Annotated in this window: 16 protein-coding genes; 7 read left to right on the top strand and 9 right to left on the bottom strand. The window is 50.2% G+C overall.

Annotated features, from left to right (window positions below; all coding sequences use genetic code 11):
• Positions 1-79: 79 nt before the first annotated feature.
• The gene (locus EA26_RS19850) at positions 80-652 is read right to left on the bottom strand and encodes a uracil-DNA glycosylase family protein (RefSeq protein WP_039431504.1); all 573 of its coding nucleotides are present in this window, start codon (positions 650-652) and stop codon (positions 80-82) included.
• Positions 653-655: 3 nt separating this feature from the next.
• Entirely contained in the window at positions 656-1582 is a 927-nt protein-coding gene (locus EA26_RS19845) for a D-2-hydroxyacid dehydrogenase (protein ID WP_039431501.1), read from the bottom strand.
• Between the two features lie 65 nt (positions 1583-1647).
• On the opposite strand from EA26_RS19845, the gene EA26_RS19840 reads away from it, so the two are divergent.
• Positions 1648-2235 (top strand): YjaG family protein, encoded by a 588-nt coding sequence (locus EA26_RS19840; RefSeq protein WP_039431499.1) that lies wholly within the window; start codon positions 1648-1650, stop codon positions 2233-2235.
• Positions 2236-2280: 45 nt separating this feature from the next.
• Here EA26_RS19840 and EA26_RS19835 read toward each other — a convergent pair whose 3' ends face one another.
• Complete coding sequence (locus EA26_RS19835; RefSeq protein ID WP_039431497.1) at positions 2281-3372, bottom strand: CNNM domain-containing protein; 1092 nt, start codon at positions 3370-3372, stop codon at positions 2281-2283.
• Positions 3373-3636: 264 nt separating this feature from the next.
• Between EA26_RS19835 and EA26_RS19830 the strand changes: the two genes are divergently transcribed.
• Complete coding sequence (locus EA26_RS19830) at positions 3637-3909, top strand: HU family DNA-binding protein (protein ID WP_039431495.1); 273 nt, start codon at positions 3637-3639, stop codon at positions 3907-3909.
• A 48-nt stretch (positions 3910-3957) separates the two neighbouring features.
• Positions 3958-4659, top strand: coding sequence for a DUF1481 domain-containing protein (locus tag EA26_RS19825; protein ID WP_039431494.1), 702 nt, complete (start codon positions 3958-3960; stop codon positions 4657-4659).
• Positions 4660-4700: 41 nt separating this feature from the next.
• Here EA26_RS19825 and purD read toward each other — a convergent pair whose 3' ends face one another.
• Both purD and purH read right to left on the bottom strand, forming a co-directional pair.
• Entirely contained in the window at positions 4701-5987 is a 1287-nt protein-coding gene (gene purD / locus EA26_RS19820) for a phosphoribosylamine--glycine ligase (protein WP_039431492.1), read from the bottom strand.
• A 57-nt stretch (positions 5988-6044) separates the two neighbouring features.
• Positions 6045-7637: a bifunctional phosphoribosylaminoimidazolecarboxamide formyltransferase/IMP cyclohydrolase gene (gene purH / locus EA26_RS19815; RefSeq protein ID WP_039431490.1), complete on the bottom strand. Its 1593-nt coding sequence runs from the start codon at positions 7635-7637 to the stop codon at positions 6045-6047.
• Here purH and EA26_RS21910 point away from each other — a divergent pair.
• Positions 7636-7863 (top strand): hypothetical protein, encoded by a 228-nt coding sequence (locus tag EA26_RS21910; protein ID WP_156111776.1) that lies wholly within the window; start codon positions 7636-7638, stop codon positions 7861-7863. The genes purH and EA26_RS21910 overlap by 2 nt on opposite strands.
• Before the next feature lie 57 nt (positions 7864-7920).
• Entirely contained in the window at positions 7921-8319 is a 399-nt protein-coding gene (gene zntR / locus EA26_RS19805) for a Zn(2+)-responsive transcriptional regulator (RefSeq protein WP_039431488.1), read from the top strand.
• Between the two features lie 31 nt (positions 8320-8350).
• Here the strand turns inward: zntR and EA26_RS19800 are convergent, their stop codons facing one another.
• Together EA26_RS19800 and EA26_RS19795 are read right to left on the bottom strand one after the other, a co-directional pair.
• Positions 8351-9991, bottom strand: a complete 1641-nt coding sequence (locus EA26_RS19800) for a methyl-accepting chemotaxis protein (RefSeq protein ID WP_039431486.1) — start codon at positions 9989-9991, stop codon at positions 8351-8353.
• Between the two features lie 196 nt (positions 9992-10187).
• Positions 10188-11165, bottom strand: coding sequence for a hypothetical protein (locus EA26_RS19795; protein ID WP_152593749.1), 978 nt, complete (start codon positions 11163-11165; stop codon positions 10188-10190).
• A gap of 148 nt (positions 11166-11313) precedes the next feature.
• Here EA26_RS19795 and EA26_RS19790 point away from each other — a divergent pair, with 148 nt between their 5' ends.
• Both EA26_RS19790 and EA26_RS19785 read left to right on the top strand, forming a co-directional pair.
• Positions 11314-11574 (top strand): site-specific integrase, encoded by a 261-nt coding sequence (locus EA26_RS19790; RefSeq protein WP_039431483.1) that lies wholly within the window; start codon positions 11314-11316, stop codon positions 11572-11574.
• On the top strand, positions 11571-12563 hold the full coding sequence (locus EA26_RS19785; RefSeq protein WP_081946397.1) for a Fic family protein: 993 nt from the start codon (positions 11571-11573) through the stop codon (positions 12561-12563). The genes EA26_RS19790 and EA26_RS19785 overlap by 4 nt, the downstream gene beginning before the upstream one ends.
• 63 nt (positions 12564-12626) lie before the next feature.
• On the opposite strand, the gene EA26_RS19780 is transcribed toward EA26_RS19785, so the two are convergent.
• Complete coding sequence (locus EA26_RS19780; protein WP_039431479.1) at positions 12627-13202, bottom strand: hypothetical protein; 576 nt, start codon at positions 13200-13202, stop codon at positions 12627-12629.
• Between the two features lie 288 nt (positions 13203-13490).
• The gene (locus tag EA26_RS19775; protein ID WP_039431478.1) at positions 13491-16805 is read right to left on the bottom strand and encodes a type I restriction endonuclease subunit R; all 3315 of its coding nucleotides are present in this window, start codon (positions 16803-16805) and stop codon (positions 13491-13493) included.
• Positions 16806-16903: the final 98 nt, after the last annotated feature.

The raw sequence follows: 16903 nt of genomic DNA, 5'->3' as shown, positions 1-16903 counted from the left end.
TTTTTTTATGCTCAGTGATTGGGCTTGCAAGGGTTTTGGGTTTGCCATGAGCCTAAAGCTCTTTAACCAGACGTTTGTATCACAGCAGTTGGTGTACGCGTTGGCGGATATAGGCCACGGTTTGCTCTTCAAACCAAGGATTATTACGCAGCCACAGCGTGTTTCTTGGGGACGGATGCGGTAGCGGCAGATAGGTGGGCAGCCAGTCTTGCCAGCGTTGAACCGTTTCTGTCAGCGTTTTGGGTTTGTCAGTTAAATAGTAGTTTTGTGCGTACTGGCCAATCAGTAGCGTCAGTTCAATATTGGCTAAGTGCTTGAGCAGCGCCTCATGCCATAGGGGCGCGCATTCTTTCCGTGGCGGAAGATCGCCCGATTGCCCGCGACCGGGATAGCAAAAGCCCATTGGCATAATGGCCACCTGTTTGGGGTCATAAAAGGTGGTTTTGTCGAGGTCGAGCCACTCTCTTAAACGATTGCCGCTGGCATCGTTCCAAGGTATGGAGGTTTGATGCACTTTGGTCCCGGGCGCCTGTCCGATGATCAAAATCTTCGCCTCTGAGTGAGCTTGAACCACAGGGTTAGCACCTAGCGGCAAGGCGGAGGCACACACTTGGCAGGCTCGGATCTGCCTTAATAAAGTATCGAGAGCCACAGCTTAATAGCCCTTGGCGAAGCTGACTTGGTAGTTGAGTGGGTAGCCCTCAATCCAGCGTTGGTAATTCTCGGCAAAAATCTCTACCACTTGTTCTGCAAAGCTCAAGGCTGCAATGTGTGGTGTGATGGTGATTTGTTTTAACCCCCAAAATGGATGATCGTTTGGCAGCGGCTCTTGCTCAAACACATCCAAAAAGGCGTGCTCAACCCAACGGTTCTTGAGTGCCAGCAGCAGTGCCGCATTATCCAATACATCACCACGGCCAACGTTAAACAGCAAGACTTGGCGGCAGTGGCTCAAACTGGCTTGGTTGAGTAAATGTTTTGTCTGCTCGGTGCTGGGAAGCGTGTTGACGACGATGTCTGCTTGCGTTAACGCCGCGGCCAATTCATTGATGTGATAGGTCTGATGAAAATGGCTGCCCGTCGGTGGAATACCGGTGCGGTTTATGCCCATGGTGTGCAGCCCCATCGCGGAGCAGACGTGTGCAAGATGGTTACCAATGCTGCCCGTACCCAAAATGACCACCCGTTTGCCTTGCAAAGAGGTGTAGAGGTGCGGTTGCCACTGGCGTTGCTGCTGCTGTTGCGCGTAGAGCGGCAAGTGGCGCCAGTGAGCAATGCTATAACCCAGCACATATTCTGCGATCAGCGGGCCAAAAATGCCACGCACATTGGTAAGCGTGTAGTCACGACGCAGGCCGGATGGCATCAGTGCGTTGACCCCGGCATAGGTCGATTGCAGCCATTGCAATTTAGGGAATTGATCGAGCTTATCGGCGATTTTCGGCGGGGCGGCTAACACGATATCTGCCTCAGCGGGGTCTTGGGTGATCGTCAATTCCGGGAGGGAATGGCTCAAGAGCAGGTCGTGATAGCTCTGGTTCTCTTCAGTGAGGATGAAAATCTTGTGCTCTGAATGATGCATAACTTTTTTCCCGTTGGCGAATCAAGTACACTTCCGCTGTCTTTTTCCGCAATGATTGAGTGACTATGCTACAAAATCCACTTCAGGTTCGTTTAGAAAAACTGGAACCTTGGCAACAAATCACCTTTATGGTGTGTTTGTGTGAACGAATGTACCCCAACTACGCCATGTTTTGTGACAACACTGGCTTTGCTGAGCCCCGCAACTATCGCAACATTTTAGATAGTGTATGGGAAATTCTCACGGTGAAAAATGCCAAAGTGAATTTTGAGCGTCAACTTGAGAAGTTGGAAGAGTTGTTCCCTAGCGCTGAAGAGTTTGATCTTTATGCGGTCTATCCTGCGATGGATGCGTGTCAGGCACTCTCTACTTTATTGCATGGTTTGTTGGATCGCGACTATCTGTTCGATTCGATGATCAAAATTAGCCAACAATCGGTGCAAACCGTGGCGGATTTAGAGCAAGCGCAAGGCAGTGAGCCGATCACCAATGACAATCAGAAAGCCAATGAAGCGGTTTGTGCCGAGTGGGATGTTCAGTGGGCGATTTTCCGTCCGTTGCGTGAAGCACAAGAGCGCGATATCGATCTGATCAAAGATTTACGCCAAGAGCTCCGAGATGAGCCCGTGAGCAACATCGGTATCGAACTGTAAGCGGAAAAGTAAAAAAGGCTCCATCGGAGCCTTTTTGCTGTCTGCTTAGCGCGATCTGATTTTTTCGAGGTTTACCTCTTCATCTTCATCGTCACGGCTTTCAATCATGCCGTGTTTGGTTTTCCAGCGCTCCCAACGCTGATACGCCAACTGCTGCATGTCGCTGCTTTTGTCCGCTTCGTCGATGATCTCCTCACCAAGCAAGTACTCGAAAATATCTTCCAGTGTCACTAGGCCTTGCACTGTGCCATATTCATCCACCACGATGGCCAGTTGCAGACGTTTTGCCATCATTTGGTCAAACACTTTCGGCAGTGGCATATTATTAAGTATCACGTGAATGGGTCGCATCACCGCGCCCAACTGCTTTTCGCCTTGTCCTGCTTGTTGCAGTTTAAACAGCTCCAAACGGTGCACAAAACCGATGATGTTGTCTTTCTGCTCGCTGTAAACCAGCGGGCGAGAGAACGGTGTCTCTTTGTGTTCGGCAAGAAACTCATTAATCGTGGTGGTTGCTTCGACACGAAACACCACCGGGCGAGGCGTCATCACCTGAGTCACGGCCACGTTCTGGATGCCCAGTAAGTTGCTGAGGATCTTCGATTCACCTTCCGCAAACTCGCCACTTTCACGTGCGAGGATCGCCATGGCCGACAGTTCATCACGCATTTTTGGCATCTCGTGATTGCGCGCCAACCTTTTCGTGATCTGTTCAGAGAACCACACAAACGGCGTGAGTGCCCACACCATCCAGCGCAGTGTGGTTGCCGCGCTCGGGGCGAGCTGTCGCCAGTAAGTCGCACCGATGGTTTTGGGCACGATTTCCGACAGCACCAAAATACCCAACGTCAGCACGCCGGAAAACACGCCAAGCCACTCACTGCCAAACACCACGGCGGCCTGTGCACCTGCGGTTGCCGCGCCTATGGTATGCGCGATGGTATTGAGGGTGAGGATCGAGGCCAGCGGACGGTCGATATCCGCTTTAAGCTTAGCCAATGGCTCTGCAGCAGGGTGTGCCTGCTGTTTCAACTGTGCGATATAGCTCGGGCTGATACTCAGTAACACCGCCTCCAATACCGAACAGATAAAGGAAATACCGATAGCGATAGAGATGTAGATAGTAAGCAGTAGCATGATTGCCCTTGATAGAAAAACAGAGTGTTGTGACACGAGGGAAGAGTATACGTCAAGATCCCCATTCACCCCTTATAAATAGGTGCTTCGCAGAGGAAAACCAAGGGAATTCTGCTATCAATCGGTAACAATTTGTGAGTTATTACTCAGAATGTGGCTAAAAGTAATTCACTAGAGCGAAAGAAACACGACAAACCTTTGCCAGATGGGGCCTTTATGCTTTAGAGTGAGACCAATTCGATAACCTATGAGAAGGGAAACCTAATGAACAAGACCCAATTAATCGACTTTATCGCAGAGAAAGCAGACCTATCTAAAGCACAAGCAAAAGCTGCTCTTGAAGCTACTCTGGAAGGCGTAGAAGGCGCTCTGAAAGAGGGTGACCAAGTTCAACTAATTGGTTTTGGTACATTCAAAGTGAACCACCGTGCCGCGCGTACTGGCCGTAACCCAAAAACAGGTGCTGAGATCCAAATCGCAGCAGCAAATGTGCCAGCGTTCGTGGCAGGCAAAGCACTGAAAGAATCAGTAAACTAATTCAGTGAGGCGCCGGGGAATCCTTTTCGGCGCCATTCTTTTACAAAAATGAAAAAATTACTTCTTACTTGTACCGCTTGCGTTCTGCTGGCTGGCTGTTCTTCCCCCTCCCGACCGACCCTTGAGCAGTTTACCGAGTTCACTGGTGGACAGATGATGGGCGATGCGACCAGTTTTTATTGGGTGACCGAAAAACTTTCTGGGCCACAAAAAGCGTCTGATTTTGTCTTAGTGGGTGAATATGGCTGGTATCAAAGTGAGTATCGCTGGGATGAAGGTACGCTTAGAGAGTTGATTCGACAAGGTGAACAGCGGGATAACAAGCTGGGCTTGGTGCCTTATCGAATCCACGTTCGTTTTAATGTTGATGGCGAAGCGGTGTACCAACAATTTCGTCTCAATAGCAAGGTGCTGCCGATTCAGGCGGATCAATTGCAACGCTATCAATCGGAAGCCGATATGCTGGTGAAAAAAAGCAAGCAGCAGTCGCGTGATGGTTTGGAACTGATCCAAGGTTACTGGGATGGCGAAACCTTCGAAACCTGTACGGGTGAAGAGTTTTCTACCCTCGAGTTTAACCAAACGCTGCCCGGGTTTGTGATTAACCGCTTGGCGAGCGTTGATAGCTACGTTGCCTTTCTCGGGAAAAAATCGTCCAAGCGTTTGGAAGTCGACACGTTACTTTTGTTAGATGACGACGACCGAGATTGTGTCGCCCGCCCGGTGCTGATTGAAGACGAACAAAGATAAAAAAAAGGCGCTGATTCAGCGCCTTTTGTCTATCTCATCGGTTACTGCTGTTCGCGAGCAATCGCGCGATAACCAATATCGTAGCGATGGAACATGCCATCCCAGCTGATCTGTTTGGCCAGTGCATAAGCGCGTTGCTGCGCTTCAAAGACACTGTGACCTAAGGCAGTGGCACACAATACGCGGCCACCATTGGTCACCACATGGCCTTCTTTGTCGGTGGTGCCGGCGTGGAACACTTTCTGCCCTTCGACTTCGTCTGTCGGTAGGCCTGAAATGACATCGCCTTTGGCATAATCGCCCGGGTAACCGCCCGCAGCGAGGACGATACCGATAGAAGCGCGCGGGTCCCATTTTGATTCAACTTGGTCGAGTTTCTGCTCGATCGCGGCCAGACAAAGTTCAACCAGATCCGATTGCATGCGCATCATGATTGGTTGCGTTTCAGGATCACCAAAACGGCAGTTGTACTCGATCACCTTAGGTGTGCCATCTTTGTCGATCATCAAACCCGCGTAGAGGAAGCCGGTGTATGGGTTGCCTTCCGCGGCCATACCACGCACGGTTGGATAGATCACTTCCTGCATAACCCGATCATGAATCTCTGGTGTTACCACTGGCGCTGGCGAGTACGCGCCCATGCCGCCAGTGTTTGGACCTGTGTCTTTATCGCCGACGCGTTTGTGGTCTTGGCTGGTGGCCATTGGCAGGACGTTTTCGCCATCTACCATGACGATAAAGCTGGCCTCTTCGCCATCAAGGAACTCTTCGATCACCACGCGGCTGCCCGCTTCACCAAAAGCGTTGCCTGCCAGCATGTCTTGAATCGCGTCTTCGGCTTCTTGCAGGGTCATGGCGACAATCACCCCTTTGCCTGCTGCAAGGCCATCGGCTTTCACGACGATTGGCGCGCCTTGTTCACGGACGTAAGCCAGTGCTGGCTCGATCTCCGTAAAGTTGGCGTAGGCAGCGGTAGGGATTTGATGGCGAGCCAAGAAATCCTTGGTAAAAGCTTTTGAACCTTCAAGCTGCGCCGCTGCTTGAGTTGGGCCAAAAATAGGTAAGCCCGCTTGGCGAAACGCATCGACGACACCAATCACCAGTGGCGCTTCAGGGCCAACGATGGTGAGTTCAATCGCTTTCTCTTGAGCAAACGCGACTAAGCCTTCGATGTCTTCGACAGCGATATTGACGTTTTCTAACTTAGGCTCCAGCGCTGTTCCCGCATTTCCCGGTGCAACAAACACCGTGGTGACATTGGGATTTTGTGCCACTTTCCAGCCCAGAGCATGTTCACGACCACCTGAGCCAATAATCAATACATTCATCTCATCATCCTCAAATCTTGCGAAAAGAGGTGCCTTGGTGGGCACCTCTGATAGAAATTAGTGGCGGAAGTGGCGCATACCCGTGAAGATCATCGCCATGCCGTGTTCGTCGGCGGCGGCAATCACTTCATCATCACGCATCGAACCGCCAGGCTGAATCACGCACTTGATACCAGCTTCGGCCGCGGCATCAATGCCATCGCGGAAGGGGAAGAAAGCATCAGATGCCATCACGCTGCCAGCCACTTCAAGGCCTTCGTCTGCCGCTTTGATACCGGCAATTTTCGCGGAGTACACGCGGCTCATTTGGCCTGCGCCCACACCGATGGTCATGTCACCTTTCGCGTAGACAATCGCGTTTGATTTTACGTACTTGGCGACTTTCCAGCAGAACAGTGCATCTTTCAGCTCTTCTTCTGTGGGTTGGCGTTTTGACACCACTTTGAGATCGTCTAGGCCGACCATGCCCTGGTCACGGTCTTGGACCAGCAGGCCGCCATTAACGCGTTTTACATCAAAGCCCGTGGTCTTGGTTGACCATTCGCCGCACTCAAGCAGACGAACGTTTTTCTTCGCAGCCACCACTTCGATTGCTTGTGCAGAAACGGAAGGAGCAATGATCACTTCAACGAATTGGCGCTCAACGATAGCACTCGCAGTTTCTGCATCGAGCTCTTGGTTGAATGCAATGATGCCGCCAAATGCCGAGGTTGGGTCGGTTTGGTAAGCGCGGTTGTACGCTTCAAGAATATCTTTACCGAGTGCGACGCCGCATGGGTTGGCGTGTTTGACGATGACACAAGCAGGTTCGCTAAACTCTTTCACACACTCAAGGGCCGCGTCGGTGTCGGCGATGTTGTTGTAAGACAGTGCTTTGCCCTGGATTTGGCGAGCCGTCGCCACAGACGCTTCTTCTGGGTTGGCTTCCACGTAAAACGCTGCTGCTTGGTGGCTGTTTTCGCCGTAGCGCATGTCTTGTTTCTTGATGAACTGTTGGTTGAAGGTGCGAGGGAATTTGCTCTCTTCATCGCCTTCCTTGTTCTCTCCGTAAGAAGCAACCATAGTGCCGAAGTAGTTGGCGATCATGCCATCGTAAGCCGCTGTGTGCTCAAAGGCTGCAATGGCGAGGTCGAAGCGGGTTTCGAGCGTCAGAGAGTTGTCGTTGGCATCCATCTCAGCAATCACGCGATCGTAATCGTGCGCGTTAACCACTATGGTCACATCTTTGTGGTTTTTCGCCGCTGAACGCACCATGGTTGGTCCGCCAATGTCGATATTCTCTACTGCGTCAGCCAGTGTACAGCCTTGTTTCGCGACCGTTTGTGCAAAGGGGTAGAGGTTAACCACGACGATGTCGATTGGCTTGATGCCGTGTTTCGCCATGACGTCATCGTCTTGACCGCGGCGACCAAGTACACCACCGTGAACTTTTGGGTGAAGGGTTTTAACACGACCATCCATCATCTCTGGAAAACCGGTGTAGTCAGAGACTTCGGTGACAGCGATGCCTTTTTCTGCCAGTAAGCGAGCGGTGCCACCGGTCGACAGAATATCAACACCACGTTGTGCCAGTGCTTGTGCAAACTCAACAATACCGGTTTTGTCTGATACGCTAATCAGAGCGCGGCGAATAGGACGAGCGTTGTTCATGCTTCCATTTCCTCAAATTCACGGAGTTAAACTAAAGATATTTGCCAAAAATGAACTTGTTCTTATCGCCAGAGTGAAAAACTCGGCAGATAAAAGATTGGCCAGTTTTGGTAAAGACCTTTGCTGCTGTTTTCATCGAGAAAACAGTCTCCCTCATTTGGTGGCGCGTATTCTAACCAATTTATTACAAAAAAGCTCGCGCAATCGTTTGGCATCTCAAAAATAATTGCAAAAAGCGCCTGCTTAGACGACAAAAGTAACGAGTGAGTTAATAAGGAGAGTTATGTTTCAAATCGGTGAGTTGGCAAAACGGTGTGGTGTGAGTGCGGATACGCTGCGTTTTTATGAAAAAAACCAACTGATTTTGCCTGCTGGGCGCAGTGAGTCTGGCTATCGTCTCTATAGTGAAGAGAACCAAAAACAGGTCGGTTTTATTCTCAAAGCGAAAGCGCTGGGCTTGAGTTTGGAAGAGATCAAAGAGCTGCTGGAGATCAAGCTTGAAGCGACAGAACACAGCTGCGCAGAGGTGAAAGCGATCACTTCTGCCAAGTTGGCGCTGATCGATGAGAAAATCGCCCAGTTAAGCCAAATTCGTCAGGCGTTGAAGAAAATCAACGATGCCTGTTGTGGTCATACGGATGACGATGCCAGCCACTGTTCTATTTTGGCAGCGCTAGAGTAAGCCGCTCATCAAGGAGCGGCTTTATCTGCCATTAGGCACGAAAAGCAGCGACACTTTGTTGTAGTCGCTGGCCGCTCGCCATTAACTGCTCGCTGGCCGCGGCAACTTGGTTGGCTTGTGCGGCTGCTTGATCACTATGCTCGGCGATTTGGTTAAGACTGTCGCTGATTTGGGTGGTGGTGTGGGACTGTTCTACGCTCGATTGAGCGATGTGTCGATTAAGCTCTAGGATGGTGGCGATCTGCTGATCAATCTCATGCAGTGCGGTTTGCGCTAGACTGGCTTGTAACTGCGTTTCTTGTGATTGGCGCTGCGTCTGTTCCATCGATTTACACACCTCACCGGCCCTTTGCTGCAAATTGGCGATGATCTGCTGGATTTCATCCGTGCTGTGGCTGGTGCGCGTAGCCAAAGTGCGCACTTCGTCGGCAACCACGGCGAAACCGCGTCCCTGATCGCCTGCTCGCGCCGCCTCAATGGCCGCGTTGAGCGCAAGCAGATTGGTTTGCTCTGCCACGCCGCGAATTACTTCCAGTACCGCGCCAACTTTTTGCGTTTCATTGGCTAAATCTTGCACGTTTTGCTCGGTTTGCGTCACCGTTGACGATAAGGCGTTCATATAGTCAGACGCTTTGCTGATCACTTCACTGCCTTCTTTACCCTTTTGGCTGGCATTTTGTGCGGCCAGTGCCGCTTCTTGCGCTGACTCGGCAACGCCAGTGTTACTGGCCTGCAACTGCTTCATCGCATCAGCGACCGAATCGACCGAGCGTTGCTGCATAGTGGCTTTGTGCAGCGCGTGCTGCGCCACCTGAGTCAATTCGCTGGCAGAACCCGTCACATCTTCAGTCACTGGCGTAATGTTGTGTACGATTTGGCGGATCTTGCCAGTAAATTCATTGAACTCTTGGGCTATGTGCGTGAGTTCATCACGTCCCTCAACGGGTAACTGCTTGGTGAGGTCGCCGTCGCCTTTGGCTATCTCGGTTAGTGCCTCTTTGGTCGCGCGGCAAGGCGCGGTGATGCTATTGCCAATCAACGCCGAGAGTAGCAGCATCATGGCAAAAGCGATCGCCAGTTTAAACAGCGATGATTGTGCCCGCTGCCAGATGAGCGCCTGCACATCGTCAATGTACACCCCAGTGCCGATGATCCAGCCCCACGGTTTAAACTCACTCACATAAGAGAGCTTTTCCACATCCACCTCAGAGCCCGGTTTAGGCCACATGTAGTAGACAAAGCCTGCACCGGATTGTTTGACCACTGAGACCATCTCAACAAATAGCGCCTTGCCCGTCGGGTCCTTGAAGGTGCTGAGATCTTGACCATCTAATTGAGGCTTGATTGGATGCATCACCATGGCTGGTTTTTCGTCATTAATCCAAAAATAATCAGATTTCTCATAGCGCAATGCGCTGATGGCTTGTTTGGCTTGGGTCTGCGCTTCGCTGCGAGAAAGGACACCTGCGCTTTCCAACTGCTGAAAATGGGCCAACACGCTGGTGGCGGATTCAACCAGATGACGGGTTTTGACCTGTTTTGCTTCGAGCAAATCGCCTTGATAGGCGTAAAGCAACGATCCAAACGGGATTAAAAGTAGCGTTGAAATAACAAAAGTCAGCAAGTAAAGCCGCTGCTTGATGTTCAAAATACGCAAGCCGAAACTGACCATAGCGATCACTCCTTGATGGTGGATATTTTTATAATTTGATTTTTATTCACTTTAGAATGTAACAAACTGATAACGGCTTCGTATATGCGACTAAAGGAGAGATTTGACTTAAGCGTGAAATTGCTTAGCAACGGTATGAAACGTTGCTGGTAAATGTGCTTTGACGCGAGGAAAGTTGGGGCGAGCCTTCACTGAATCAATAAGAGAGCTGGCTGCTCAGCCAGTGCTGATAATCCAACTCAAAGTTTGACTCGGCATCAAGCAGCAACTGCAGCATCTGATTGCCTTCGAGAATATCGCAAGGGTCTTGCATTTCTTGCTGCATAATTGTTGAAAGTAATCGTTGTCCGCGCTCATCGACGAAGAAAAAGTAAATCAGCAGCCAACTGCTACCGTATAAGAGTAATTTTTCCCGCTGCGCGTCGCGATACCAGTAGGTCTCCTGATTGAATAGCTCAGGCAAGTCAAGCGGCTTGAAACGCAGTCTATTTTTACCGTCAATCCACTTTTTTGACTCTGCGTTGATTTGGCCGGATTCTGATTGCCAAAGGCCGGCGAAGAATTCCGCTAAACCTTCATTCAGCCAACCGGGTAAATAGCCCAGCAAGCGGTGATTGACCGCATGGACGATTTCGTGGATTGAGGTGTTGATGGCCTGTTGCGCATTGCGGTAATAGAACACTATCTTGCCATCGTACAAGCTGTAACTGCCTAAGGCCTCATGGCTTCTATCTTGGCTTTGTGCAAACTGTTGATAGGATTGAAGGTCACTAAATAAGTAGAGATCGACCTCAACGGCTTTTAGAGATGCTTTGCCTAAAAGTAACTGGTAGTAATGCTGAATTGATCTCAGGCGCGGTTTGAGCTGATTAACGAAATCCTCTGGCAATTCGTCGGCATGAAGGTTGAGATAAAACATGCCGTAATGCAGCGTTTGCTCGCTCTTTTGGAAACTTGCCTGAGTCGGCTTAGTGCAATCTGTCCTGTTTTTACGACGTGGAGTGACTTTGGTCTCTACTTGAGATGCCAGCTCGGAAGATTGCCGGGAAGTGGAGACGCGCTCGGAAGAGGTTGGGTTAGTCTCTTTAAGGTAAGAGTCACCATGAGTTGGGGCAAAGAAGACGTACAGTAAAATCGCGAACACAACCGATAACATTGCATTTCTTACCCACATCTCTCGACTCCCTGCTTGATTCACTCCAGAACTTCGCTATCGAGTGATAAATTGGCTTGGCAATCAATGTACAAAGTGTTCAATCATTAAGCAATGCTTACTGCAAAGCGATGTCAAAATGGGAAGCGTGGAATGTTGAGACGTTGCTTTGGACAGTGACAAAGAAGCGTGGACATTGCATGATACTTGTCGAACGCTCGCGACGCGCCTTAATGAGCTTGGCGTTGCGCCTTATGTTGTCGAGCAACTTTTAGGGCACAGCTTGGGGGGAGTAATGGCGATTTATAACCGTAGCCAGTACTTACCTGAAAAAAGGGAAGCGCTCACAATGTGGCTCGAACATTTAGACATTATGACCAACAAAACAAATAATGTGACGTCGATTATTTCCAGCAAAAGAACCGCGTGAGTTTGATGAGCTACCAACCACCTTACACCATTACCAATCAGATTCTTTCGCTGGTGGCGCAAATCAGCGAATGCTTGGGGCGCCTGTCTGTCAATTGTGCTTCACCTCGTGAGCTGAAGCTGCGCAAGGTTAACCGAGTGAGAACGATTCAAGGCTCCCTTGCTATTGAAGGGAATGAACTCTCTCAAGAGCAGATCACCGCATTACTGAATGGTAAGCGGGTACTAGCGCCTAAAAAACAGGTTCAAGAAGCACTGAATGCGATAAATGTTTACCAAGAGTTGAATTCATGGTCTTCACATCGTGAAGTTGACTTGCTGCAAGCCCACGAAGTGTTAATGATCGGCTTGCAGTCTGTGATTGGTTGTTATCGTATGGATGGTGTTGGTGTTTTCAAAGATGGGCAGGTATTGCATATGGCTCCGCCTGCGGAGCGCGTGCCAAAACTGATGAGTGAGTTATTTCAGTGGTTGGCCAATGACAATAGCCACCCGCTTATTCGCAGTTGTGTGTTTCATTATGAGTTTGAATTCATTCACCCATTCTCTGATGGAAATGGACGTATGGGCAGGCTTTGGCAAACCCTGATATTGTCCGAATGGAATTCTCTCTTTGCCCACTTACCAGTTGAGAGCTTTATCTATGAGAATCAGCAAGCCTATTATGATGCGATTAATCGCAGTACGCTGAAAGCCGATTCAGAACCGTTCATTTCCTTTATGTTGCAGATGATCTTGAACGCTTTGCAAGAAACAGAAGCGACTACCCCTCAAGAAGCCCCCCAACTTACCCCTCAAGTTAAACAACTGCTAGAAGTGCTAGAAGGGGAAATGCTTAGAGAAGAAATTCAAGCAATGTTGGGGCTGAAAGATAGAAAATCCTTTCGTGAGCGCTACCTAAAGCCTGCACTTGAGGCAGGCTTAATTGAAATGACCATTCCAGATAAACCCACCAGCAAGGTGCAGCGTTATAGGAAGAGGAGCGTTTGAGGTTAATGGCCACCAGTCATATTGGTGGCCATTTTCTTTGTCCGGCAAAAGAGTGTTGCTCTATTAGCTGAAAGGGTCTGTTAGTTCGGTGGAAAATTGTAGACCTGTTAAACAATTTACTTCATATAGAGACTTAAAGATGTCGTTGCAATAAAGGTTACTCGCCCCTTCTAACTGAGACTTAAAAATAACTTTGTCTTTAATGTCGTCGTCATCGAATACAAGCACTTCTAATCCATCGGGGCTACCATATGAGATTTTTTCTACGCATTTTTGGCGGTCTTCTTTCCCAAAAGTTAAAGCTGTGAAGAGGTGCCACTTTTCATCACTAATGTAGACTGGTAAAAATTCTCCATTTTTCTCTAACACTGAACAGAGCACTCCATAAGCCTTGGGTGACAATACCAAAAACGTACGCAGCCACAAGCTGACATCAGGCAATAGAGAGTTTTGGTTCAACACATCTTCGAACTCCAACAATGCTGGCTTCCAAATATCTTTCAACGATTTGTTGTCAACCGCCTGAAGAATTATCCTTTCAAAATAGTCAAAATTACCCAGTTGAACGGCTACCTCGTCTGGCCCTGAGCAAACCGCTTTGAAGTCATTTAAGTTGTCCGTAATCTTATAAACTGCCATTACCCTTTCCAAAGTTCGTTTTTGCCTTCTAAGAGTTCTGCGGCTGTTGGATTTCTGGGGCGACTGGATTTGCGTATAGCCAAGCTTAAATTATGTTTCATGCAGGTCTTCCATAAACAAGAAATAGCCGTTGGATACCATTTGCCATTCTGACGAGCAAATAGTCAATAGTTTTTATTGGGCTGACTGCATATGAAGCTGTGTAAGAGTAAGTCTATTGCAGCATATTTGAGAATCGCAACCGCCCAAGGCTCGGGCGGAGCGAATCGGCTTCGGCTCGCGCACTTGTCATCCGTGGTGTTTCTTAAAGTTCTCCGCCTGCTCCAGCACATTTTTGTACACGTCATCGTTCGCGACTGGAGGGAAGCCGAAGCGGTGCAATAGCAGGATGAGGTCTACCTTGAGTTTGGCTTTGATGTCGTCGCGTTTGCTCCAATCGGGGTACTGGGCGGTGTCATCAACCACCACCTTCATTTCCTTCGCCAGTTCGAGCATTTTGTCATCGTCGTAGGTGAACTGATATTTCTCACACATGTGGGCGAGGATATCGAGGAACGCCTTCTCTTCCATATCAATGCCCAAATCGACGAACGACATCATCTCGGTTTTGATGTCGTAGATCATGTCGGTCATCATCTGGCTGAAGGTATCGAACTCTTCACCGTTGAGCACATCGTTTTCTTTGCGCTCGTTGTACTTATCCACCAGCGACTTGAAGCGTTTGGAGAAATCGATCCCCTGTAGCTGGTTCACTTTCTTGAAATCGCTGATGGCCTTTTCCAACATCTTCTGTAGCAACTGCATCTTGGTGTTTGGCAGTTTGATTTTGTTGATGCGGTCCATGTACTCGTCATCAAAGATGTCGATGGTTTCGGCCTTGTCATCGCCCAGCAGGAAGATTTCCTCCACACCTTCAGCGCGGATGGCTTCGGCTATCATTTCACGTACGCGTTTGTTCATCTGCGCGGTATCGGGCGCGTCGCCTTTGGTCAGCTTGAACACGATAGAGCGCACAGCAATGTAGAAGTGGATGCGTTCGCGCTCGTCCTGTGTGATTTCCTCACTGCCCACACACACGTCATAGGCGGCTTTCAGGCGCTTCACAAGGGCCATAAAGCGGTTTTCTATTTTCTTCGATTGCAGGGCGAACTCAGCGGCTTGGTTCAGGCACTCCAACTGTTTGACGGGCTCGGCGGCGAAGTAGTCGCTGCTGTCGAACTTATGGAACATCTGACCGAGCAGATGAAGGTGATTGCGCACTTCAATCAACGACTGACGGATATCCTCAAAGTTGGCTTCGTCGGCCTTGGAGTACATCGCCAGTGCCTGATTCATGCGAGATTTGATACCGATGTAATCGACCACCAGCCCCTTGTCCTTGCCCTCGAACTTGCGGTTCACGCGCGAGATGGTCTGGATGAGGTTGTGCTTTTGCAGCGGCTTGTCGATGTAGATGGTGTCCAGCTCGGGGACGTCAAAGCCCGTCAGCCACATGTCCACCACGATGGCGATTTTAAAATTCGATTTGGCGTTCTTGTACTGCTTGTCGAGTTCCTTGCGGTACTCCTTGGTTCCCAGCAGGCCGTACATATCGGCTTCGTCGTCTTTGCCTCGGGTCATCACCATGTTGACCATCGGCAGTGACATCAACTCCTCTTTGTCCTTCTCGGTCAGCAGGGCGCCATCAATAGCCTGCTTTTCCTCGAACCCCTTTCTTTCGACAAACCAAAGGGGGCGCAGCGCTTTGACATTCTTGTAAAAGTCATACGCGATTTCACGGCTGGCACAGACGAACATCGCCTTGCCTTTGACTGACGAGCCTTCCGACACGCGCTTCTCGTAGTGGTCGACAAAATCTTTCGCTAGCGCCTCAATGCGGTCTGGGTCGCCCAGAATGGCGTTCATGTTGGCAGAGGCTTTTTTGCTCTCTTCAATCTGGTGCTCGTTAGCCCCCATACGCTCGCATTCTTCGTAGTACTTTTCGATCTCTTCCAGCTTACTGTTGTCGAGAATCACCTTGGCGGCGCGGCCTTCGTAGACGATACGCACCGTAATGCCATCATTGACCGCTTCGGTCATGGTGTAGGTATCAATCGCGGGGCCGAACACATCCAGCGTGGCGTCGATAGGCGTACCTGTAAAGCCCACATAGGTGGCGTTTGGCAGCGAGTCATGCAGGTACTTGGCGAAGCCGTAGGTTTTACGGATGGTGCCTTTGTCTTGGTCGATGGTGATTTTCTGGTCGAGGTTAATCTGGCTGCGGTGGGCCTCGTCCGAAATACAGACCACGTTGCTGCGGTTGGTCAGCAGTTTGATGTCTTCGGTGAACTTGTGAATGGTGGTAAGGAATACCCCGCCACTGGCGCGCCCTGACAGTTTGTCGCGCAGATCCTGACGGCTGGTGACAGGTTCAATCACTGCATCGCCAATGTAGGCGGTCGCATTGCAAAACTGCTTGGAGAGCTGGTCGTCGAGGTCGGTGCGGTCGGTGATCAGCACTATGGTCGGGCTTTCAAAATCGACTGACTTCATCAACAGGCGCGCCAGAAACTGCATGGTGTAGCTTTTGCCACAGCCCGTTGCGCCAAAGTAGGTGCCGCCTTTACCGCTGCCGCCTACGTTGTTGCCGCTGGCATCCACCACCTTGCGCTCTTTTTTGATGTTGTAGTAGAGCTTACGGGCGGCGTAATACTGCGGGTAACGGCAACACAGCTTGATTTCTTTCTTGCTGGTGTCGGGGAAGTAAACGAAGTTTTTGATCACGTCCAACAGGCGGGTGGGGTGAAACAGCCCCTGAATCATGGTGTAGAGGGCGTTGATGCCGTCTTTCTCGGTGGATTCGTTGCCCGTTACCTTGCGCCATGCGTAGAAGAATTCATAGGGCGCAAACAGGTTACCCATCTTGTTGGTGACGCCATCACTGACGATACACAGGGCGTTGTAAACAAACAGCTTGGGAATGTCGCGGCGATAGCGCACACACAGCTGACGCCATGCATCAAAAGTGGTGGCCTCTTCTTCGCGCACGGCGGATTTGAATTCGAACACCACCACAGGCAAACCGTTGACGTACAAAATGGCATCAGGGATGCGCTTCTGCTGACCACCGTTTTGAGAGCCGCCCTCAATTTCAAGCTGGTTCACCAAGCGGTAGCGGTTGTTGTCGTCGTCGATGGTGTCGATACCGTCTACAAACATCGCCGCCAGTTTTTGAGGCAGGGCTGTGGTATCCATCAGCTCGATGTAGAGGTCTTTCTGGTTGCGGTACTGTCCGCCTTGGGCTGAAGACTCTCGCTTGAGCAGGAAGCCATTACTCAGCCACTGGCAGAAGGTTTTGTTACTCTGGTACAGGTCGCTGGCTGGCAGGGTCTGCAACTGTCGGACGATGGTTTCAATCTCGCCGTCCGTGATGCCGTCCGCTTTGTATTGCTCTTTAAGGTAGCCGCGCAGGTCGTCGAGGATCAGCACTTCCGCCTCATTCGCGCGTGGTACATCGCTGCCAACATAATGCGGGTACACCTGCTGGCCGGATGCGGTGTGGTGCTCACCGAGTAAGGTGATAATGGCCTGTTCCAGTTTTGCTTCGTCAAAAGTGTGGGTCATGGCGTCCTGTCTATTTTATTCTTCTGTTTGGTGCGACTTGCTGGTGGCGCTATAAACGGATGGTGCCAACCACCACCCGCTGCTCTAGTAAATTAGTC

Source organism: Vibrio navarrensis (assembly GCF_000764325.1).
Classification (GTDB): domain Bacteria; phylum Pseudomonadota; class Gammaproteobacteria; order Enterobacterales; family Vibrionaceae; genus Vibrio; species Vibrio navarrensis.
The sequence above is the reverse complement of the archived record's forward strand: the minus strand, read 5'-3'. Positions and strand labels throughout refer to the sequence as shown.